This is a genomic window from Enterococcus sp. AZ063 (genome assembly GCF_051715045.1).
Taxonomy (GTDB): Bacteria; Bacillota; Bacilli; order Lactobacillales; family Enterococcaceae; genus Enterococcus_D; species Enterococcus_D casseliflavus.
The window spans coordinates 2,156,232-2,177,835 of the sequence record NZ_JBIOTA010000001.1 but is presented as its reverse complement, the minus strand read 5'-3'; the positions used below and the strand labels follow the sequence as shown (position 1 = coordinate 2,177,835).

The following is a 21,604-nucleotide window of genomic DNA, read 5'->3' as shown; positions in this document are numbered from 1 at the left end:
TTCATTCAAATAGCTCTATGAATTGAGGAGACTACAATAAAAGGAAGTATCGTACATGAAGAACTATTCGGAAATTGCTTTGAACACATTATTTGAGCGCTATGACTACTTATGCAAAGAAAAAATTTATCACGGAAAATGGTCCTATGACATCGGGGTCGTTTTACAAGGCGTGAAAGAAGCCTATGAGCAAACTGGTGACAAACGCTATTTCGACTATATCCAAAACACGATGGATTTTTATATTGACGAAGACGGTCGTATCAAAAACTATCAGATGGATGCGATGAATATCGATTACATCAATAATGGCAAATGTTTATTCTTACTATACAAAGAAACAGGTGCTTCAAAATACAAGATCGCCTTGGACACGCTGTATCAACAATTACAGCAGATGCCAAGAACAAGCGAAGGTGGGTTCTGGCATAAAAAAATCTATCCTTATCAAATGTGGTTAGATGGCTTATATATGGGGGCCCCATTTCTAACAGAATACGCACTGACATTTGAGAAAGAAGAAGCATTGGAAGATGTAATCAAGCAATTCACCTTATGCTTTACTCATACCCTAGATCCAAAAACGGGTCTTTTGTATCACGCGTGGGATGAACAAAAAGTCCAGCCGTGGGCAGATCCTGAGACTGGTTGTTCAAAAAATTTCTGGGGACGATCAATGGGATGGTTCATGATGGCTCTCGCAGATACGATGGTGCTATTAGGGGAATCAGAGCAGAAGAATCCATTAGAAAAAATGTTTGTCTCCTGTCTAGAAGCTCTTGCTAAAGTAAGAGATCCCCAGAAAAAAGTGTGGTATCAAGTCTTAGATAAAGGCAGTGAGCGTGGGAATTATTTAGAAGCATCCGCTTCTTCAATGATTTGTTACGCAACAGCGAAAGCAGTCAAAGCAGGGATCATCGATCAAAAATGGCAAGTGTTTGCCCAAGAGACCTATCAAGGATTGCTTGATGAGTTTGTCTTTTTAACAAAAGAAGGCTGGTTGAATCTGATCAGAAACTGTGAAGTTGCTGGTCTTGGTGGACCAGATGATCGGGATGGTACGTTTGTTTACTATATCAGTGAACCCGTTATCACGAATGATTTCAAAGGATACGGTGCCTTTTTACAAGCGAGTTTACTGCTACAACCACTAACGGAGGAAGGAAGCAAGAAATGAATATCCAATTGACTACAGCTGATTTACAAGAAAAAGAAGGTCTGTTGACAGAAGCGATTCAAGAAAAAATTGATGAATTGCATCAACAAGGAGGAGGCAGAATCACTTTTTCCGCAGGACGCTATCCGACAGGAGCGCTCTTTTTAAAAAGTAATATTGAACTGCACCTACTATTGGGGGCGACCCTAGTATTTTCTGATGATCCCAAAGACTATCCCGTCGTTGTGTCTCGCTGGGAAGGGGTCAAACGGGAAGTTTATGCCTCTTGTTTATATGCGGAGAATGCGGAAAATATCGCTGTCACAGGACTAGGAATGCTTGATGGACAAGGGCAAAGATGGTGGAAGACCTTTCGGGAAAACCGTGAACAGCTTGCTTATCCACGACCAAAATTAATCAGTTTTGACTCTTGCCAGCAGATTACGTTGAAAGATATCCGTCTTGTCGATTCACCAAGTTGGACCGTCAATCCGATTCTTTGCCAAGATCTAACGATCGATAATCTTCGCATCAAAAATCCAGCGGATTCGCCAAATACGGATGGGATCGATCCTGAATCTTGTAAAAATGTCCGCATCAGTAACTGTCATATCGATGTTGGTGATGATTGTATCGCCATCAAATCAGGAACGGAGGACACCAAAGAACGGGTCGCTTGTGAGAATATCACGATCGTAAATTGCCATATGCTTCATGGGCATGGGGCAGTCGTTCTAGGTAGTGAGATGAGCGGCGATATTCGTAATGTCACCATCAGTAACTGTATTTTTCAAGATACCGATCGTGGGATTCGGTTGAAATCCCGTCGGGGACGTGGCGGAACGATCGAAGATATTCGAGTGAATAACATTGTGATGGATAATGTTATCTGTCCATTCACTTTAAATCTTTACTATTTCTGTGGACCGAAAGGCAAAGAAAAGTATGTTTGGGATAAAAATCCGTACCCGATCACCGAGGAAACCCCTCATTTTCGGAGAATCCATTTTGCAAATATCTCGGCTCGGAATGTTCATGCGGCCGCTGGATTTGTTTATGGCTTGGCTGAACAATTTATTTCAGATATCACTTTCCAAGATATTGCTGTCTCTATGGCTGAACACCCAATTCCAGGAAAACCTGCAATGATGACAGGTATCGAAGAGATGACAAAACAAGGCTTTTATATTGGCTGTGGACGGAATATTCAGTTTGATCGTATCAATTTGGAAGGCGTAACTGAAGCGTTCCATATCGAGAATAGTCGGGAAATCACCGTCACACAATCATTTGAGAATCGTCAGCCTCTGGCATTTCAAGGAGATTTTTTGTGAGGGATCCTCAGTTACTACAGCTGCTAGGTCCTGATATGAAAGTTGCACCACAAGTGGTTCAGCAAACAAAAGAGCAAGTGCAAAATTATACCTTGGAACATTTACTTCTACGATTAAATCAAGAAGAGGATGTCCCTGCATACTTTGCTTATCCTAGCTCTCAGCAACCTGTTCCACTCGTTTTGTTCAATCATTCTCATGGCGGCGACTTCACGATGGGGAAAGAAGAACTACGACAAAGTCCGTGTTATATGCAAAAAGAAAGCCTATTCGCGACATTTATGAAGTTGGGCGTCGCCGTTGGGGTGATCGACATGTGGGGCTTTGGCGAACGAAAAAACGGTGAGAATGATAGCTACAAGCGGTTTCTGTTGCAAGGCAAAACATTATGGGGCCAACGAATCTATGACAATCAACAGTTTTTGACCTATCTTGCTTCCCGCAAAGAAGTGAAACATTCCGCTATCGCCACATTGGGACTTTCTATGGGCGGCTTGATGAGCTGGTGGTTGGCAGCGCTAGATGAACGGATATCAGTGGTGGTGGACATGGCAGCACAAGTGGACTATCAAGCATTGATCGAAGAGGACCGTCTAAGCAAACATGGGTTTTACTATTATGTTCCTAATGTGTTGAAAGACTTTACGACTGTGGCGATCCAAAAACAGATCGCACCACGCCCGCGTTTGAGTTTGGTTGGCAAAGAGGATCGTGGCTGCCCCTCAAGCGGCGTCGCTCGTTTGGATCAGCAGCTCGGACAGCATTATGAAGCAATAGGCTATAAGGAGCATTGGCAGGCGTGTTGCTTGCCAGGCGGTCATGAAGAAACCAAGGAGATGAGAGCGCAGTGGATCGAATTTTTAAAACAGCACCTCCTATCAAGCTAAAGGTTAGTAAAGAGCCGCAAAAGGGTGATTTTACGAGTATCCAAGCAGCCGTGCTGGCTGCTGAAGCCTTAACAGCACCTTGTGAAATCACGATCGCCTCTGGCGTGTATCAAGAACAGGTGAAAATTTATAAAAACCAGCTTACGTTGATCGCGGAACCTAACACGTTCTTATGCTACCACTTGGCTGCCGAGCAAACCGATGAAAAAGGGCAAAAAAGAGGAACGTTTCAAACAGCGACGCTCTTTATCAATAGCCGAGAAGTCTTTGTAAAAAACCTGACCATCATCAATGACGCAGGGTATGGGCAAGCAGTCGGGCAAGCAGTTGCCGTCTATATCGAAGGGGATGACATTCGCTTCGAACGCTGTCATCTCGATGCTTTTCAAGATACCTTGTGCCTGGGTCCATTGCCAAAATATACCAAAGAAGGCGAACCAATGATCAGTCCTTGGCGAAAGACAATCTTTGACCAACAACAGAGTTTGTTTTTGCATTGCAGAATCAGTGGAACAGTCGATTTTATTTTTGGCGGTGGTTCCGCCACCTTTGAAGAGTGTCACTTGCATTGTAAAAATACACCACAAACGAACTACATTACTGCTGCCTCAACCAGCAAACAAGCAAGCGGGTTAACCTTCGATCGGTGCCGAGTGACAGGGGACAAAGCCTATTACTTAGGCCGTCCTTGGCGTAATGACGCCAAAGTCACCTTTTTATCCTGCTGCTTTGATCAACAGCTCGCCCCTTGCGGATGGTCTGATTGGGGAAAAACAGCAAGCCACCAAACGGTCACATTCACGGAGCGAATGTGTTGTTACCAAAGAAGTCCCCAACGTCCTGAATGGGTGACTCTTGAAGGAGTGATAGAAAAATGAGCAAGGCAAAATGGTCTGGCTGGATCGGGATGGTTCTCGCTCTGGTGTTTATGGGCGGCTTTTCCTTGGCGATCAATCAAATGACTGTCCAGCAGTTCGAAGAGATCTTTCAACGTGCGTTTCCCACTATACTGAATCAAATGACGGCAGAAGCAGCATTGGCGCAATTTCAAACACTCGGCGCTTGGTTTGGCTTCACGCTGTTGGCACTCCTGATATTGGTTTCAGTGGCGACGATGCTTGTTCGCTATCGTAATTATCGAAAGCAATCTTGTGCTATTTATTTTTTGACTGGTGTCGTGACATTGATTGGTAGTCAAATGATCGCTTTTCCGATTGCCTTTTGTTTCTTTTTAGCGGTGGGTTTTTGTTTTCTCCATCGCGATGACGGACACAAGAAAAAAACAGCGGACGCAGTCAGCAAACAAGGAGGGGTTGCATGAAGGCAATAATCAATAATCCGATTTTAAGAGGGTTTCATCCTGATCCGAGTATTTTAAAAGTCGAGGATACTTATTATTTAGCGGTTTCTTCCTTTGAGTGGTTGCCAGGAATTCGGGTCTACTGTTCTCAAGATCTAGTCAATTGGTCCCATGAAACAGATATTCTGACCAATCAAGTGGATTTATTAGGCAACGCAGCAAATTGCAGCATTTGGGCACCGCAAATCAGCTACGCAAACGGACAATACTATTGTGTCTATACAAATGTTCGCAACACGACACGCCCCTTCAAAGACTGTCGAAACTATCTCATCACGGCTCCTACCATTCATGGGCCATGGAGTGAGCCCATTTACTTAAATGGTAGTGGCTTTGATCCGTCCTTGTTTCATGATCAAGAGGGGCGTATCTGGTTACTGAATGCGCTTTGGGATTATCGTAAGGATACACCAAATAAATCGGTGGGGATCGTGCTCCAAGAATACTCTGAAGCACAAGGGTGCTTGATCGGTGACAGAGTGCCAATTTTTTCTGGAACCCAGCTGGCGAAGACTGAAGCACCGCATCTTTATTACCACAATGAGTGTTATTACTTACTGACGGCAGAAGGAGGAACGGGTGCAGGTCATGCGGTAACAGTTTGTCGTAGTAAAACCATCACTGGACCTTATGAAGTAGATCCGCATTTTCCCATGATGCGTGCCTATCAGCGCGAAGATTCCCCTTTTCAATGTACAGGTCATGGCAGTTTGACGATTGCGCCATCAGGAGAATGGGTCATGAGCTATTTGATGACTCGGCCAGTAGAAGGGGCAGCGATCCTTGGACGAGAGACAGCACTCCAAACTGTCTATTGGGATCACGAAGGATGGCTGCGTCTTAGCAATAACGATACGATCCCAGATCAAACCATCAGGCTCGCTAGCGACGCTCAGAAGCAAAGGGCATCACCTGCTGTTTTTATTGATGACTTTAAAGGATCGTTGCAAAAAGCATGGAACGGTAGACGATTGCTGCCCAATGAAGAGTGGTGCAATCTGAGTGAGCGACCAGGGTATTTGCGATTGATCGGCGGAGAATCGATGCAATCGAACTTTCATAAGCACTTATTGGCGATTCGTCAACAAGACTTTTGTTTTGAAGCTGAAACAGTGATGGAATACCACCCCCAATCGTTCAATCAGATGGCTGGATTGTCGCTTTTCTTAAATGAAGAAAACTATTTGTTTTTCTACGTAACCTATGATGAAAAAGAAGACAAGGTCCTTCGGTTGCTGCGGTGTTGTGAAGGAGAATTTCACTTGTTCCCAGATAAATTGCCCCTCGCTGCTGCAAGTGAGCCGATTGGATTGAAAGTAGTCGGTTCTTATCTAGAAGCCCAATGGTTCTATCGGCAATCACAAACGTGGCATCCCTTTAAAAAGCAAAGCATCCAGTTCTTGTCTGGTGGTTTTACGGGGAATTTCATTGGAATCAGTGCCCATGATTTAGATCACTTTGGCAAAAGCTATGCCGATTTTGAATATTTTACGTATCAAGGGAAAGATCCGCTCGATGATGGCTCCCTAAAAATAGAGAAAGAAGGTTAACAAATGAAAAAGTTGAAAGTTGCAAGTTTATTATTATGTGCTGGACTGTTTTTAGCAGGCTGCGGCGATGGTGGAGGTTCACCTGAAGGACCAGAAAGCGAAGGGAAATCAAGTATTTCGTGGATGGCGATGCTACATACTGCTTCCCCACCATCTGGAGATGTCACGCAAAGGTTAGAAGAATACACAGGGGTCGAGATCGACTTTACGTGGGTGCCAGATGCTTCAAAAACAGAACGCTTGAATGCAGCATTGGCGTCGAATTCTTTAGCAGATATCGTTAGTCTGACAGAAATCAATAACACAACCGTCCGCAGCTCACTCGCATCTGGAATGTTCTGGGATGTGGAACCCTATTTAGAAGAGTTCCCGAATTTGGCAGAAATTTCCGAAGATCGGTTAGAGTCTTCTCGAATTGATGGTCGAATCTATGGTGTTCCGTTTTTAAAACCGATCGCTCGTTATGGCGTCCTTGTCAGAAAAGATTGGTTGGATAATTTAGGCTTGGACGTGCCATCGACATTAGAAGAATTAGCTGCTGTCGCCCAAGCCTTTACGGAAGATGATCCAGATGGAAACGGTGCGGATGATACGGTTGGTTTCGTAGAGCGTGATGAGTCCTTTAACGTTGGGTTCCGTTCACTTTCAGGTTACTTTGGTGCAGACAATTGGTTTACGATCACGGATGATGATGAAGTGATGCCATCTTTTATGCAACCAGAATACAAAGAAGCAATGGAATGGTTCCGTAATATCTATGATAACGGCTGGATGAATTCTGATTTTGCGGTAATGGCGAAAAATGATCAGAAGAACTATATCGTTCAAGGTCGTGGTGGGATCGTATTGAGTGGTTTGCAAGAAGTACGTAACTACATTGATGATGCAGCTGGTACTGATGAAGAGCATATGGAATGGGTCTTGATCAATGATATCGTCCATGAAAACGTGGAACGTCGTATCCTTTCTGATACCAATGGTGGAATGGGCGGCTGGTTAGCCATTCCGAAAAACAATGTTGAAACCGAAGAAGACTTACGTGTTGTTTTGAAATTTATCAATGATTTGATGGACGAAGAGCCGTTTACGTTGATGACGCAAGGGATCGAAGGTGTTCATTATGAAATTGATGATGAGGGTGTCTATGTCCGTTTAGATGATACGAAGTGGCAACAAGAAGTACAACCATTTTCTTCGTCTCGTCCATCAGAATTAGTAACAGTTTTCCCTTCAAGCAACCCATATGTCAACTTAGCCAATGAAAAGATTCGCGAAAATGAAGAGTTTGCGGTGATCAATCCTGCACAATCGCTGACCTCTGAAACCTATGATCGTTCATGGTCAAGCTTGATTGAAGGAATCTCAGACGCTTACTACCAATATATGACTGGGGAAATCGAGATCGATGGGTTTGATACAGCGATCGAAACCTTCTTAAGAAATGGTGGACAGCAAATCATTGACGAGTTCACGGAAGACTATCGTTCACAACAATAAAGGTCACAAAAGGTTCTGATCATCTATTGAGAAGAAATGGATGAAGTGAGGAGCCGCTACTGCTGAAAGATTTGAAGACCAAGACCAGTTGAAGTGATTCGCTGCTTGGTCTTCTTTTTGCTTCAAAAGCAGTGAAGAAAGGAGAAGCTATGTTTCAACTAACTGTTCGGGGTCATGATTTAAAGAATTATGGATCCCCAGAAGAATTAGCGCAAAAAATTGCCGCCCAAAACATTCATAACATTCAATTTGCATTAAATAAATCCTTCCCGCAATGGGCAGAGCCAGAGCAATTAAGCCCTGGTTTAGGCCGCTTTTTCAAACGAGTTTTTGGTCAATCTCACGTTCAGGTCGCTTTATTAAGTTGTTATTGTAATCTGATCCATCCTGATCTGGAAAAACGGGAAACGATTTTATCCAGATTCGAGACCTATCTCGCACATGCCAAATATTTTGATGCAGCTATGGTCGCAAGTGAAACTGGTTCGGTTTTGCCAAATATGGGGTATACCGAGGAAAATTTTAGTGACGTCGTTTTCGATGATTTGGTTCAGGTGATCAAGCGTTTGGTCCAAGTGGCTAAGAGACATCAAGTGATGCTAGGAATTGAAGCAGGCTTGAATCATCCACTATCATCGATCGACCGAATCGAAGAATTGCTGGAACGGGTACCCTCTGACTATTTAGGGATCATCTTTGATCCAACCAATCTGATTACTGCGAAGAACTATCAAGAGCAAGTCGCATTGACAAGGGAAGCTTTTTCTCGCTTTGGCGATGCCATCGTTTGCTTGCACTTGAAAGATTATCAAGTAATCGATGGGAAAATCAAGGTAGTCCCATTGGGAGAAGGAATGATTGATTATCAACAACTATTGGCCATCACCGCTGAATACAAGCCATATTGTTATGTTGTGTTAGAAGGGACGACCGAAGAAGCGATGCAGCCAGCCATTTCACTGATTGAAGCACTGAAAAAGTGAGCGAGTTGTCTTTGATTGTGACTGATGAGGAACTGCTTTGTTTCTAGGAATCACGGGAGATCACGGAGTCCTTTCCTCAGCAAGCAAATTTATTTACTTACTAAAAGTTAGTGTTATACTTAAAGGTACAAGTGAATTTAACTGTTTAGAAAAGAGGAAATAGCGATGACAATGATTCAATCCACCTATCAAATCGATGCAACAGCCGCAATTGGCAAAGTCGTTTTAAAAGTAGCAAACATAGAAAAAATGAGCCAGTTTTATTCGGACGTGATCGGCCTGACTTTATTGGAGCAAAGTGTAGATCACGCGCGATTAGGCGTGGGAGCGCAAGAGCTTTTAGTTCTAGAGAAGGTGAGTGATCCGTTGCCTTTGACACGGAAAACAGGCCTTTTCCATACGGCGTTTCTTTTGCCTAGCCGTAAAGACCTAGGAAATATGCTGATTCATTATTTGGAAGCCAAAGCTCCCCTCGATGGTGCCAGCGATCATGGATATAGTGAAGCGTTATACCTGACCGATCCAGAAGGAAACGGGATCGAAGTGTATCGTGACAAACCGATGAGTGAATGGGATATTCGAGCAGATGGTGAGATCGTAGGCGTTACTATCGAAATGGACGCGCAAGGCGTGCTGGGAGCCGCTGACCGATCTCAAACGACCTTTCCAGTTGGCACCACGGTGGGGCATGTCCATTTGAAAGTGGCGGACTTGGCAAAAACAGAAGAATTCTACACAGAAGTTTTAGGCATGCGTTTGACGTCAGATTTTGGTAGCCAAGCAAAGTTTTTTGCTGCTGGTTCGTATCATCACCATATCGGATCGAATATTTGGATGGGAAGAAATGTTCCAGCTATGGAAGAACAGGATCTAGGCTTAGCGTACTTTACGATCGTTTTGCCAGCTTTGGCTTTTTCTACGTTACGAAGTCATCTCAAGGCAAGAGGCGTTTCGTATGAGTTAGAAACAGACAGCCGCTTGCATTTGACTGATCCGAATGGGATCAATCTGATCATCGAAAGAAAGAATCAGCCTTAAGATGGAGGTTTTTTCATTCATGAAATGAGAGAATAACCTATAATCAAGTAAAAGGAGAGCAAGCATGAAAAAAAACGGGGCGGGACAATCACTATTTCTAGCATTATTGATCAGCATGGGCTTATTTTTCTTTGTCCAAGGGAAACAGTTAATAGAAAGTGGGGCGTCTCCTGTGATTTTTATTGCTTTTTCGGCTTTTGCAGGAATTATCGGAGTTGGTGTCTATGGTCTTCAAGCAATAATGAAGCAGCATCGGCGCAAAGCCATGGTACCAATCAAAACCAAAAAATAAAGAAACCGGCCAATCTTAAACAGGAAGATTGGTCGGTTTTTTGTTTAAGCTAAGACAAAATGGGGAATTGGGGTCTCGTCCCCTACATACTAATTTTCCATGTTTTCAATCGAAAATTCGATCTCATCAGGTAAGAAGCCGTTCCCTTCAAGATGAGCAGCCATATTTCTTTGACGGATCCCTAACACCCGACGGGATTGATTGGCGCGTCCTAAAGCATGGCGATACCAATCTACATCTAGGGTTTCTAGTGCCCATTGTGTTTCCTCCGCAGTAAAACCTTCTGTTTCTAACAGTTCTGCCATCTCTTGTTTTGAATAAAAGCGACGATTTCCTTGCGCTCTAACGAGGAAAAAGGCTTCACGTTCTCGTTCTGTCGCATTGTTTTCGCGCTCATAGCGTGCTGCTACAGTCGGGGCGAGATGAAACCCTGCTAAAATCGTTTCCTCAGTCACTTCGTTATCAAACACGTAGGTTCTGAACTGAAAACGATTGTCGTTTTCCAGTTCAAGCCATAGTGATTCAACCATAAATCGATAACCGTATGGAATCGTTTCATAAACAGCATCGGCAATTTCGTAAAAATAAGCGGAAACGGCTTCGTAAGGAGTCATTATCTCGGGAACGATTTCCGTCGTTTGTCCATTAAACAAAGTGATTGCGGAAGGGTAGGTCTCACCAGCATTTGTAAATGTGAGAATCCCCACTGGCTCATGTTTTGTTGAAAAGACATTCATGGTCACACCGTTCGCCAAATCAATCGCACTCTGCCACTCGATTTCTTGGTCATCGCTTTGTTGGTGTAAGTGTTCAAGTGTATCAGGTGTCAAACCAAGTTTTTCTCGTGTATCTTCATTGATTTCTTCTTCATCGGCAAGTGGATTGTTTGCTCCAGCGGTCACTAGTGCCAAATCCTCTTCGTATTCGTTGAATAATTCTTGCAATTTTGCTCGTCTACTGACGATGATCGGGCTTTCCTCATGGATGGCAAGTAAGGCTTCGATACGGCCATTGCGAGCGGCAACCCAACTGGGCATATCCAGATAGCGAGCTTCGATCGCTTCTTGAGCGAGTGCGATCATTGTTTCCGTGTTTTCAATGAATGCCGCCTTGTGTTTTGAGTTGCTATTGACCTGGTCTAGAAAGGCCAATTCTGCTTCTTTGCCTCGAATCATCAGTTCGAGATTTTCAATACTTAAATCATAAGTAAGATTTTCTGCATGATAGGTATGTTCCCAACCAGCATCTAAAGCGGCACCGATGCGTTCAGAAAGTTCCTCAGGGCTTGCTGAATTTATCGTCCCACATCCTGAAATCAGGGACAGTATTAGTAATAAAGGCAACAAAACTTGTTTTTTCATTTTTCTCCTCCTCGTGAGACTCTAGTAAACCTCGCCAATTTGTACGAATGAACGCATCAGAGCACTTTCTTGGGTATAAACATAGCCACAATATAAGGGACATCAACTGACCCCCAAAGTTAGACCAAAAAACCTAACTTTTTGGGGTCACTCCAACAGCATATGGGCATCGCGATGCCCTTTTCTTCGCTAGCTTTTAGTTACCTATGTTTGTCATCGCGTAGTCGATTTGTTCTTCTGAAAAGTCTTCAAAAGTCAATAACCGGCGAATGTTGTCAGGAGGAAGACTCATCAAGGAATGGTAACTATTTGCTTTCTTCAACGCCTGCTCGTTCCAATCAATCGTGAGCTGATCAACTGCCCATTGTGCATCATTATGGGTAAACCCTTCAAATTCTAATTGTTGTATCAATCGTGCACGTGAGAAAGCCATGAGGTTCGTATAGGATTCGGCACGAGCGATCGCTCGTCTTTGTTCTGAAGATCCTTCATTCTCGGTCTGAGTTTGTTCGTCATTGTTTTGCTCTTGCTGCAAAGCCGTAGCTGCTTCTTGTTTGGCGTTTGCTTCTTGAAGCTGTTGATACACGGTAGTGACCATGTCTTGATCAATGTCATGATCAAAGCCATAGGTCATCACCGCCAGCTGATGTTCATCAGAAGATTGATCGAATCGATTCATAAACATCATTGATTCACGAGGAATATTTACGGCGAGCGCTCGTAAAATCGTTTCATAGAAAGCAGCTTTTTGCTCGTCGGCAGTTTCCCGATTCAGAACAGTAAACCCAGATGCGTACTCCTCATCGGGCATCGCAAAAACGAAGACGTCAACATTCGTTTCGCTTGTGTGGTAAACGGTGGCAGTGAGTCCATCGTCAAGTTCGATTGTGCGATGAAGAGTAAGCGCATCTTCTGTGAGCTGCTGAAGCTGCTCGATATCGTCTGCCAAAAGCCCCAGCTTTTCCCGCGGATCGGCTTCAGGAATCGTTTCGTTTGCTACCTCTAGTAGACTGTTGAGGTTGTCTTGATTACTGAGAATGATAGGGCTCCGTTCATGAATCGCAGCCAGAGCTTGGCTATAACCAATGCGGGCAGCAAACCAAGCAGGGACATCGATCCGACGCTCCACTAACGCTCGTTCAGCGGTTGCCATCAAATCAATCGTGTGGCTGATCAATTGCTGAAGGTCTTCGTCGGAAGAATCAAGTTCTTCCAAAATAGCCAGTTCGGCTTGGCTGCCTGCAATCAGCAATTCTAAGGTCGCTGGTTGATAATAGGCCCAACCCGTTCCAGACTGGTTTGTATATTCCAGTCGTGCGTCGATGCCAAGCGCAACGGTCTCTGACAGTTCTTCATCTGCCTTCGTGCAGCCGATAAGCAAAATAACGAATGACAATAGGGTGATCAGTATTCTTTTTTTCATTAGGCTCCTTCTTTCTATCGAAAGTAACTGAGAAAACAGTCGGCAGAGGTTGGTTCATCTGGGGGAAGGAGGGGGGCAGGTGAATGGAAAAAATGTTGAAAAGATTTCCATCACAAGTTCATTCAAGCAATTGTTTCTGATACGTTAATAAGAAAAAACGGAACATTGAACTGGTTTTCATTAATACCTGTTATATTATTCATTTTATATGAAAAATATCACTAAATGCAATGATAAAAGGATTTTTATTGGATTTTTTATCTTTGGGAAAGGAAGGTTACTCTCAACTTTTGAAGAGTAGGTACTCAAGAGCAAAGCGATCGAGGGAATTCATTAAAGGATCGCCAAGGGGATCTTTTGCGCAAACAAAAAACAGCTTCCCACAATGGGGAAGCTGTAAGGATGCGGAAAATGGGATTTGAACCCACACGAGCGATTGCTCACAAGACCCTCAATCTTGCACGTCTGCCATTCCGTCATTTCCGCAAATACTATAGAAGGAAACGCAGGCTAAGGTAGTTCTGTCACGCCGCGTCTAGAAAATATCTTACCTGATTTTCAGCAGGTTTGTCAATAACTTTTCCAAATGCTATTTGAAAGAATTTTCAGACTTTAGATTGCATTTTTTTCCATAAAAGGTATGCTAAAAGAATGAATAATTATTTTTTTGAGAGGAGAGCAAATGAACTATTTTAAAAACCAACTGGCAAAAGCTGTTAAGCAGAAAGTATTCATCTTCCTACTCATTGGTGCCTTTAGTTTAGGCTGCAGTTTTTCCGTTTATTTGAAACTGATGGAACCCGTCAACTTGCCCGCTACCATTACCGCCGAAAAAGCGGAGGCCTCACGGCATGTTGATCGCTACCAAGCCAATCAGTCGGGCTCGCCTGACCAGCAAGAGGTATATCAACTTTTGCTTGAAAATAATACACTGACCTCACGGCAGTTATCCAACTTGATTATGGAGGAATACGAACGATTTAATCAAACGAGTATTCAAATTGCAGAACTAAAAAAGCAGATTTGGGCGTCTGAAGTTGATGACAAAGCCTTTTTACCGCCTATGTGGACGATCGAACAAGAGCAAACGGTCTATCAAGCATTAGCCGAGCAAGAAAAAGAGCCGGTCCTCACGGCTGCCAATACCCAGACCGCTGTCGCTTTGGCAATAATGCTTTTACTGAATTTTGGGTTCTTCTTTTGGGCTTTTTTTGCCAGTGACAATTTGATAGAAGAAAGAGAACACTTCTCTTTGATTCGCTCGTACCCGCAGATTTTCCCGATACGGATGGTCAGTAAGGTTTTTGTCAAAACGATCACAAATTTAGGAATCTTGCTCGTGTTTTTCTTAGGCGTGTTTCTTTCAATGAGCCTTCTGGGGGAGTTCGGGGATTGGCAGTATCCAGTAGCCGTCTATCTCAATGGGGATTGGGTAGCCTTACCTTTTTGGCAGAGCGTTTTATCTAGTATGGTTTCTTTTGCCTTGCTGATTGGTTTGATCGAATGCTTAGGTTTTGTCATGAACATGGTCGCAGCCAATCGATACGTCTCTTTCTTTTTACTGGTGCTTTTTTATGGATTCGGCTTGATTCCGATGCTGCAAAAGATCCCTATATTACCAGTTCATCTAGCTGCTATGGATAAATTTTATTCGGGTGCCTTTGCTTTGGGCTCTGGCACTTCTTGGGGCGTCTATGCCAGTTGGCTGCTGACGCTGGTGTGGATCTTCCTTTGTTTAAGCATCATGCTCGTTGCAGATAAACAGAATCGCTTGTTGAGAGGAGGCAAAGGATGAAAGACTATTTTTTATTTGAATTACGACAACTCTTAAAGAGCAAGAAAACCATTGGCCTTTTTTGCTTGCTGCTGATCTACAGCGGCGTTTACAGTTTTTGGCAAAGAGACTTTCGCCCGATTGAACGAGTAGATAAAACAGAAATGCAACAACGCTATACCGTGCGACAAGATTTTCTTGATCAACAAGCAGCCAATCCTTCTGACCATTGGTCGGCAATCATGGCAGTCGAAATGTTTACACCATGGAATGAAGCAGAAAAACAACGGTTAGATGCGCTAGCCGATGAAGACTGGCAAGCTTATGCCCAAGGGACAAGTAATTGGTATCAGTTGGCCTTACAGTTTACCGATGAACGAAATGTTTTTTATACACCGGATTATTATACGTTTCAAAATTACTACGCTGGGTATGACGGGCGCTTCGGCTATGCATCAACCGCAAAACTGATGGAGGCTTTTAGCCAGCTGCCCAATAGCAAACTCTCTCAAGCAGTCATGGAGCAAAAAACGGGGGTGCAAGCATTACAGCGAAGTTTTACTGGATATTTACCGATTCTGTTGCTTGCTGTTTCTTTATTTTTGGCGATCGATTGCTTACCAAAAGAACGAAGACATAAATCCCTGTTTCTTTCACTGCCATTATCGACAGAAGAGATCCTTTGGAGCAAAACGGCAGCGTTGATGGTTGGTTCTGCAATCGCAACGCTAGGAACCATGTTCTTTATCTGGTTTGGCTCTGGAATTCAATTCGGCTTTGGTTCCTTGGAACTGCCAGTCACGATTTTATCATCGACCTTTGATGCCCGCTATCCGATCACCGATTTCAATGCTTTTGAGACCCAATCCATCGGTCTTTTTCTAAGTCAATGTTTTCTTGCAACACTTTTCTTGCAGTTTCTTTATTGTCGTGGCATCTTGCTGTTCAGTGCCCTGTTTCGCTCAGAGCTGATTAATCTGCTTGTGGCTGGTTTTTGTTTGCTTTCGCCCTTTCTTTTCCAACGGCGCTGGTTTAGTGCCTACCTTGATAAAACGCTGTATGTCTATCTGTATCAAAATGTGGGACAAGTCCTTTCAGGCTGGACACGCTTTTACTTTGGTTCTGCAGGATTTACGATTGAGAAAGGCTTACTTTTATTAGGCGGGGTTTGGCTTCTGATCGAAATGTGTTTCTTTTTGACGATCCAACGCAAAAAATTTCATTTGGCATAGGAGGAACGATATGTTAGAACTGAAAAATGTGACTGTCACGTATACGAGAAAAGTATTGGATCAACTTTCCGTTGCTTTTTCTCCCGGGGAGATCGTCGGGTTAGTCGCCCCTAACGGCACTGGGAAATCCACACTATTGAATGTGGTGATGAATTTCATCCAGCCGAATGAAGGCGCAGTATTTTTAAACGGCAGTCAAGTATATGTGACCAAAAAATCAGAAGTGGCAGCGCATCAACAAATTTCATTTTTTCCTGACCAAAATGATTTGTACAATGATTTAAGCGGACTCGAGCATTTGAAACTGTATCAGCGAATGTGGCGTTCAGAGGAACGCTTGGTGGAAGAAACGATTGCTCGTTTGCGAATGAGCGATTACATCAAACGCCCAGTGGGAACCTATTCGCTGGGGATGCGGCAACGTCTGTGCTTTGCGATGCAGATCGTGACAGATACGCCATACATGTTGATGGATGAGGTGATGAATGGCTTAGATCCGACAAATGTCGAATTGATCTCCAACGTGTTGAAAGCCTTGCGGGAGCAAAAGAAAGCAATCGTGATCGCTTCGCATATTTTGACGAATTTAGATTCTTACGCGGATCGGGTCTTGTTTTTAAAAGACGGTAAGATCATTCACGAATACCTTGGCCGAAAGTCGTTAGTCAATGAACCGTTGTATGTAAAGACGGATTCGGCGGATTTCTTGGTGGCTTTTCCAGAGTTAACGACAGTGACTATCGATCTGCAAGGGCGGATCTATCTAGTAGAAATCAGCGATCCGCAGTTGCCGCAACGTTTTATCGCAGCAGGAATCACTGATTTTTCGGTGGGGCATTTGGCGTTAAATGAATTGTACTTGAAGTATTTTCCTGAAAATTCCTGAATGAACCAAATTCAGTGGATGAACGCAGGGCAAGCGCTCTCGACCCAGAGGTGAAAAATTTTCGCCACAGTTAAAATTTTTTTGCTATAATAGGTTCAATCTGAAAAGAGATCAACGACGAGAACCAATAACCTGACGTTGACCTATGGTTAAAGGAGAAATGGAATATGAAGAAATTTTCAAAGTCGTCAAAACTTGAAGGGGTCAGTTATGATGTACGCGGCCCTGTTTTAGAAGAAGCTGATCGGATGCAAGAAGAAGGCATCAGTATCTTAAAATTAAATACTGGGAATCCCGCGCCCTTTGGCTTTGAAGCCCCAAATGAAATCGTTAGAGATTTAATCATGAATGTGCGAGAGTCGGAAGGCTATTCTGATTCAAAAGGGATTTTCTCGGCACGTAAAGCGATCGAGCAATATTATCAATTACAAAAATTTCCTGATGTGACCATCAATGATATTTACACAGGTAATGGTGTTTCCGAGCTGATCACGATGTGTATGCAAGGGTTATGTAACAATGGGGACGAAGTGCTCGTGCCGATGCCAGACTATCCTTTGTGGACTGCTTCGATCTCATTAGCTGGCGGAAAACCCGTCCATTATATTTGTGATGAACAAGCAGATTGGAATCCTGATATCGAGGATATCAAAGCCAAAGTAACCAGCAAGACGAAGGCCATCGTCATTATTAATCCAAATAATCCCACCGGTGCCGTTTATCCGAAAGAAGTTTTACAACAAATCGTCGAGGTTGCTCGTGAGCATGACTTGATCATTTTCTCCGATGAGATCTATGACCGTTTAGTCATGGATGATTATGTCCATGTACCGATTGCTACACTAGCACCAGATCGCTTCGTTGTGACGCTAGGCGGTTTGTCTAAGTCTCACCGAGTGGCAGGCTTCCGCGTTGGCTGGATGGTTCTCAGCGGGGATAAGTCCAATGTCAAAGACTATATCGAAGGCTTGAATATGTTGTCTTCGATGCGGCTGTGTTCCAATGTTTTATCGCAACAAATCGTCCAGACTGCATTAGGCGGCTATCAAAGCTCCGATGAGCTGCTGCTGCCAGGTGGTCGAATCTATGAACAAAGAGAGTTTATCTACAAGGCGATCAATGATATTCCTGGATTGTCAGCAGTGAAACCGAAAGCAGCCTTTTATATTTTTCCTAAAATTGATATTCAGCGCTTTAACATTACCAATGATGAACAATTTGTTCTCGACTTTTTACATGAACACCATATCTTGTTGGTGCACGGCGGTGGGTTCAATTGGCAACAGCCCGATCATTTCCGAATCGTCTATCTTCCTAATATGGAAGATTTAAAAACGACTGCTGAAAAAATGACAGAATTCTTGGCAGCGTATCGCCAGAAGTAAGTACATGAAAAAGCACCGCTCCTTCAGCAATCGTGAGGGAGCGGTGCTTATGTTTTTATTCGGTAACTGGTTGACAAATTTTTTTGCTGACAATCATCCGATTGGTAAACTTATCCAGCATTTCAGCACTAGGATCGGTCACTTGAACGAGGACCGAATTTTCATATTCCCGTTCGATGATCCCTTGGTATTTTTTGCCTTCCCATGTAAAAAAGATCGTACTGTCGATCGTCATCTTAACACCTCATTTGAAATTGTGGAAAAATAACAAGACATTCTTGAAATTGCTTTCCTTTTTGTCATTATGTGCTAAAATAAAGAAAATTAAAAATGCGAATTCGCATTTTTGACAAGAAACGTTCGATTTTTTTAGAATTCCCCCTGGAGGACGATTATGAAAAAAAGAGATGAATCTTTTGGTCAAAATATCCGTTCAATTCGGTTGAAACGAAAGATGACCCAGAAGATGTTAGCGGAAGATATTTGTTCGCAAAGCGTGTTAAGTCGTATCGAAAACAACGAAGAGCTGCCCAATGTCTGGGTGATGTATCAAATCTGCCAACGCTTAGGCGTCACCTTAGATCAAGTAATGATGCTTCATTCGGAAGAGATCAACAAAACCAATCAAATCTTTGCCGAGATCGAATCACACTTTGTCCATAAACAATTTCAAGAAATGCGGGAAAAAATGGAAGACAAGGCGATCAAGGATTATTTGTATCTGGATTCAGATATGCAAATGTATTACTACTATCTAGGCAGCTGTGATTATTTCCTCGATCAAAACTATGATGCCGCCCTTGAGGCGCTGAAAAAAGGATTGGCTTATTCCTATCAACAGGATAAGACCAATGTTTCGGTGATGGAAATTCGTATCCTGAGCTGCATGGGTCGCGTCTATAGTGATTTGCTGCAACTGGGTGAGGCGCGTTTTTATTTAGAAAAAGCCTACGATGCCATGCATGCCTTGCCGCCGGAGCGACTGTCCACAGCGCTGACCAAAATTTATTACAACTATGCGGTCTTTTTAAAGGAGCAACAAGAAGACTGTCGCGCGCTAAAAGTAACCAACGAAGGCATTGCCCTAGCAAGAGAGAAAAATAGCTTGTATTTTCTTGAAGAATTGTTTGAACTAAAAGGACAATTGCTTCAAAGACTAAAAGAAGAAAAAGCGGCTGAAAAAAGTTTTCAACTGTATCGTGCCGTCATGGATATTCGCCAATCTGACAAAGTGGTGTAGACCTTTCTTGACTTCTGCTACAAATAAGAGTACTTTTAAGGAAGAAAAGAAATAGAGGAGCGATCAAGATGAATAAATATATTTACGCAGACAAATTCTTTCTGAAATCAGCGGTTCATGGCCCTGGTTACTTGGAGGTCAAGGAGGGAAAATTCGGCGCGATCGTCGAAGAAGTCCCTGCTGGTGCAGACGTAGAAGATTATTCAGGCAAATGGGTAGCACCGGGTCTTGTGGATACTCATATCCACGGGTTTATGAACCATGATGTGATGGATAACGATGCAGAAGGCATCAAAGCCATGTCAGAAGGTCTTTTGTCTTGTGGTGTGACATCTTTCTTACCGACAACCTTAACATCCAGCAAAGAACGGTTGCGTGATGTTGCTGAAACCGTTGGGAAAGTCAAAGACGAAGTTACAGGAGCAAAAATCCAAGGGATCTACTTTGAAGGTCCGTTCTTTACTGAAGAACATAAAGGGGCGCAAAATCCAATCTACTTTGGTGATCCTGATATTGATACCTTCCATGAATGGCAAGAAGCTTCTGGTGGAATTATCAAAAAAATCGCCTTGGCTCCTGAGCGCGAAGGTGTGAGTGAATTTGTTTCGCAAGTGACGGAAGAAGGCGTAGTGGTTGCACTAGGGCATAGTAATGGAACGTTACAAGAAGCGCAAACAGCAGTAGAAGCTGGTGCCAGTGTCTTTGTTCATGCCTTCAACGGAATGCGCGGATTAAACCATCGTGAACCTGGAATGGTTGGTGCCTTACTTTCATTAAAAGAAGTTTTTTCTGAGTTGATTTGTGATGGCCACCATGTACATCCTCAAGCAGCTGAGATTTTGATGGAAAAAGCTGGTCACGACCATGTGGCCTTGATCACCGACTGTATGATGGCTGGCGGTATGCCAGACGGTGATTACATTTTAGGTGAATTTCCAGTAGTGGTAAAAGATGGCACGGCTCGAATGGAAACAGGCAATCTTGCTGGCAGCATCTTGAAACTAAAAGAAGCCGTGAAAAATGTTGTAGACTGGGGAATCGCTACCCCTCAAGAAGCGGTCATGATGGCAAGCTTGATCCCAGCGATCAGCTGCAAGATCGACCACGCTTGCGGTATGATCAAACAAGGTCGTCCAGCTGACTTCATTGTTTTGGATCAAGAAATGAATTTAGCAGCCACTTATTTAGATGGTGTTTGCCGTTACCAAGCATAAAATGAAACAATCTGCTTCAAGAAACAAGAAGAGAGCTTCTCTTGATCTGTTTTTTGAGCAGATTTTTTTATTTTCAGTTATGATGAAAGAAACCGGTATTCTTAGAAGGGGAAGGTGGCAAATTGAAGACGATTTTAGTTACGGGTGCCAACGCTGGCATGGGCTTTGCAACAGCCAAACAATTGGCAGAATTGGGGATGCATGTGATTTTGTATTGCCGTTCTGCCGAACGAGGGCAGGCAGCACAGCAACGTTTGAAGGAAGAGACAGGCAATCCAAGCATTGATCTAGTGATCGGTGATTTGGGGTCATTGGCTAGCGTACGCAAGTCAGCCGCTGAAATCAATGCCCGCTTTGAGAAAGTGGATGTACTGATCAATAATGCGGGCATCGTCAATTTAAAAAAAGAGCGAACAGCCGATGGATTTGAACAAATGCTGGGCGTAAACTACGTGGGGCATTTTGAACTGACCCGTCAGTTATTGCCGCTAATAAAACGTGCGGATGCTGGTAGGATCGTTAATGTTGCTTCTGGTGCTTACAAATTTGTAAAGAAAAAGGATCAGCGCTTTTTCGATGTACCGGATTTTTTACCTTGGCGGGAATATGGTCGCTCAAAAAAAGCCCTGATTTTATTTACGGATGCACTTGCCTTTCAATTGCGCAATACGACCGTTACTGCCAATGCCTTGCATCCGGGAGCTGTGGCGACCAGCTTAGGGGTCAGCCGACAAACAGGATTTGGTCAATCTGTCTACAAAATGCTCACGCCTTTTTTCAAAACACCAGAGGAAGGGTCTGATACAGCGATATATTTGGCACTAAGCCCCGAGGTAGCTGGCACTAGCGGGCGCTACTTTGTCGACCGTCAGGCAGTGCCGACGGAGATCCTTGATGAGCGGCAGCAAGCGCAAAAACTTTGGGAAGAAACCCAGCGAAGAATTGCCGACCAAGCACAATAATTGGTTTTTGTTCTTTGTCAATCAAATTAG

20 protein-coding genes and 1 tRNA gene are annotated in these 21,604 nt (G+C 43.5%); 17 read left to right on the top strand and 4 right to left on the bottom strand.

Going from position 1 to position 21,604, the window contains the following annotated elements:
- Nucleotides 1-55: 55 nt before the first annotated feature.
- The 10 genes from IGK61_RS10055 (at nucleotide 56) to IGK61_RS10010 (ending at nucleotide 10,097) form a co-directional block, all read left to right on the top strand.
- Nucleotides 56-1,177, top strand: coding sequence for a glycoside hydrolase family 88/105 protein (locus tag IGK61_RS10055; RefSeq protein WP_010749555.1), 1,122 nt, complete (start codon nucleotides 56-58; stop codon nucleotides 1,175-1,177).
- Nucleotides 1,174-2,490, top strand: a complete 1,317-nt coding sequence (locus tag IGK61_RS10050; RefSeq protein ID WP_005229941.1) for a glycoside hydrolase family 28 protein — start codon at nucleotides 1,174-1,176, stop codon at nucleotides 2,488-2,490. The genes IGK61_RS10055 and IGK61_RS10050 overlap by 4 nt, the downstream gene beginning before the upstream one ends.
- Nucleotides 2,487-3,377 (top strand): dienelactone hydrolase family protein, encoded by an 891-nt coding sequence (locus IGK61_RS10045; RefSeq protein ID WP_074535206.1) that lies wholly within the window; start codon nucleotides 2,487-2,489, stop codon nucleotides 3,375-3,377. Before IGK61_RS10050 ends, IGK61_RS10045 begins: the two co-directional genes overlap by 4 nt.
- The gene (locus IGK61_RS10040) at nucleotides 3,338-4,255 is read left to right on the top strand and encodes a pectinesterase family protein (protein WP_074535207.1); all 918 of its coding nucleotides are present in this window, start codon (nucleotides 3,338-3,340) and stop codon (nucleotides 4,253-4,255) included. The genes IGK61_RS10045 and IGK61_RS10040 overlap by 40 nt, the downstream gene beginning before the upstream one ends.
- Nucleotides 4,252-4,698 (top strand): DUF4064 domain-containing protein, encoded by a 447-nt coding sequence (locus tag IGK61_RS10035; protein WP_074535208.1) that lies wholly within the window; start codon nucleotides 4,252-4,254, stop codon nucleotides 4,696-4,698. The genes IGK61_RS10040 and IGK61_RS10035 overlap by 4 nt, the downstream gene beginning before the upstream one ends.
- Nucleotides 4,695-6,287 carry a glycoside hydrolase family 43 protein gene (locus tag IGK61_RS10030; protein ID WP_074535209.1) on the top strand — a complete coding sequence of 531 codons (1,593 nt, stop codon included), beginning with the start codon at nucleotides 4,695-4,697 and terminating at the stop codon, nucleotides 6,285-6,287. Before IGK61_RS10035 ends, IGK61_RS10030 begins: the two co-directional genes overlap by 4 nt.
- 3 nt (nucleotides 6,288-6,290) lie before the next feature.
- Entirely contained in the window at nucleotides 6,291-7,784 is a 1,494-nt protein-coding gene (locus tag IGK61_RS10025; protein WP_074535210.1) for an extracellular solute-binding protein, read from the top strand.
- Nucleotides 7,785-7,933: 149 nt separating this feature from the next.
- Complete coding sequence (locus tag IGK61_RS10020) at nucleotides 7,934-8,767, top strand: sugar phosphate isomerase/epimerase family protein (RefSeq protein ID WP_074535211.1); 834 nt, start codon at nucleotides 7,934-7,936, stop codon at nucleotides 8,765-8,767.
- 165 nt (nucleotides 8,768-8,932) lie between these two features.
- Nucleotides 8,933-9,805: a VOC family protein gene (locus IGK61_RS10015; protein WP_074535212.1), complete on the top strand. Its 873-nt coding sequence runs from the start codon at nucleotides 8,933-8,935 to the stop codon at nucleotides 9,803-9,805.
- A gap of 64 nt (nucleotides 9,806-9,869) precedes the next feature.
- On the top strand, nucleotides 9,870-10,097 hold the full coding sequence (locus IGK61_RS10010) for a hypothetical protein (RefSeq protein WP_005229963.1): 228 nt from the start codon (nucleotides 9,870-9,872) through the stop codon (nucleotides 10,095-10,097).
- An 89-nt stretch (nucleotides 10,098-10,186) separates the two neighbouring features.
- On the opposite strand, the gene IGK61_RS10005 is transcribed toward IGK61_RS10010, so the two are convergent.
- From IGK61_RS10005 to IGK61_RS09995, 3 genes are all read right to left on the bottom strand, one after another.
- Complete coding sequence (locus tag IGK61_RS10005; RefSeq protein ID WP_438844822.1) at nucleotides 10,187-11,458, bottom strand: hypothetical protein; 1,272 nt, start codon at nucleotides 11,456-11,458, stop codon at nucleotides 10,187-10,189.
- 196 nt (nucleotides 11,459-11,654) lie between these two features.
- Nucleotides 11,655-12,881 carry an Ltp family lipoprotein gene (locus tag IGK61_RS10000; protein ID WP_074535214.1) on the bottom strand — a complete coding sequence of 409 codons (1,227 nt, stop codon included), beginning with the start codon at nucleotides 12,879-12,881 and terminating at the stop codon, nucleotides 11,655-11,657.
- A 403-nt stretch (nucleotides 12,882-13,284) separates the two neighbouring features.
- Nucleotides 13,285-13,367 (bottom strand) — tRNA-Leu (locus IGK61_RS09995).
- Nucleotides 13,368-13,563: 196 nt separating this feature from the next.
- Here IGK61_RS09995 and IGK61_RS09990 point away from each other — a divergent pair.
- The 4 genes from IGK61_RS09990 (at nucleotide 13,564) to IGK61_RS09975 (ending at nucleotide 18,158) form a co-directional block, all read left to right on the top strand.
- Nucleotides 13,564-14,676, top strand: a complete 1,113-nt coding sequence (locus tag IGK61_RS09990) for a hypothetical protein (protein WP_074535215.1) — start codon at nucleotides 13,564-13,566, stop codon at nucleotides 14,674-14,676.
- A complete protein-coding gene (locus tag IGK61_RS09985) occupies nucleotides 14,673-15,887 on the top strand; it encodes an ABC transporter permease subunit (protein ID WP_074535216.1) in 1,215 nt (404 codons plus the stop codon). The genes IGK61_RS09990 and IGK61_RS09985 overlap by 4 nt, the downstream gene beginning before the upstream one ends.
- 10 nt (nucleotides 15,888-15,897) lie before the next feature.
- Entirely contained in the window at nucleotides 15,898-16,773 is an 876-nt protein-coding gene (locus IGK61_RS09980; protein ID WP_074535217.1) for an ABC transporter ATP-binding protein, read from the top strand.
- Nucleotides 16,774-16,940: 167 nt separating this feature from the next.
- Entirely contained in the window at nucleotides 16,941-18,158 is a 1,218-nt protein-coding gene (locus tag IGK61_RS09975) for a pyridoxal phosphate-dependent aminotransferase (protein WP_005229975.1), read from the top strand.
- 55 nt (nucleotides 18,159-18,213) lie between these two features.
- Here IGK61_RS09975 and IGK61_RS09970 read toward each other — a convergent pair whose 3' ends face one another.
- Entirely contained in the window at nucleotides 18,214-18,393 is a 180-nt protein-coding gene (locus IGK61_RS09970; protein WP_005229977.1) for a hypothetical protein, read from the bottom strand.
- Nucleotides 18,394-18,552: 159 nt separating this feature from the next.
- Between IGK61_RS09970 and IGK61_RS09965 the strand changes: the two genes are divergently transcribed.
- The 3 genes from IGK61_RS09965 (at nucleotide 18,553) to IGK61_RS09955 (ending at nucleotide 21,574) form a co-directional block, all read left to right on the top strand.
- Nucleotides 18,553-19,398 (top strand): helix-turn-helix domain-containing protein, encoded by an 846-nt coding sequence (locus tag IGK61_RS09965; protein WP_015509901.1) that lies wholly within the window; start codon nucleotides 18,553-18,555, stop codon nucleotides 19,396-19,398.
- A 68-nt stretch (nucleotides 19,399-19,466) separates the two neighbouring features.
- On the top strand, nucleotides 19,467-20,612 hold the full coding sequence (gene nagA, locus IGK61_RS09960) for an N-acetylglucosamine-6-phosphate deacetylase (RefSeq protein WP_074535218.1): 1,146 nt from the start codon (nucleotides 19,467-19,469) through the stop codon (nucleotides 20,610-20,612).
- Between the two features lie 122 nt (nucleotides 20,613-20,734).
- A complete protein-coding gene (locus tag IGK61_RS09955; protein ID WP_074535219.1) occupies nucleotides 20,735-21,574 on the top strand; it encodes an SDR family oxidoreductase in 840 nt (279 codons plus the stop codon).
- The last annotated feature ends 30 nt before the right edge of the window (nucleotides 21,575-21,604 follow it).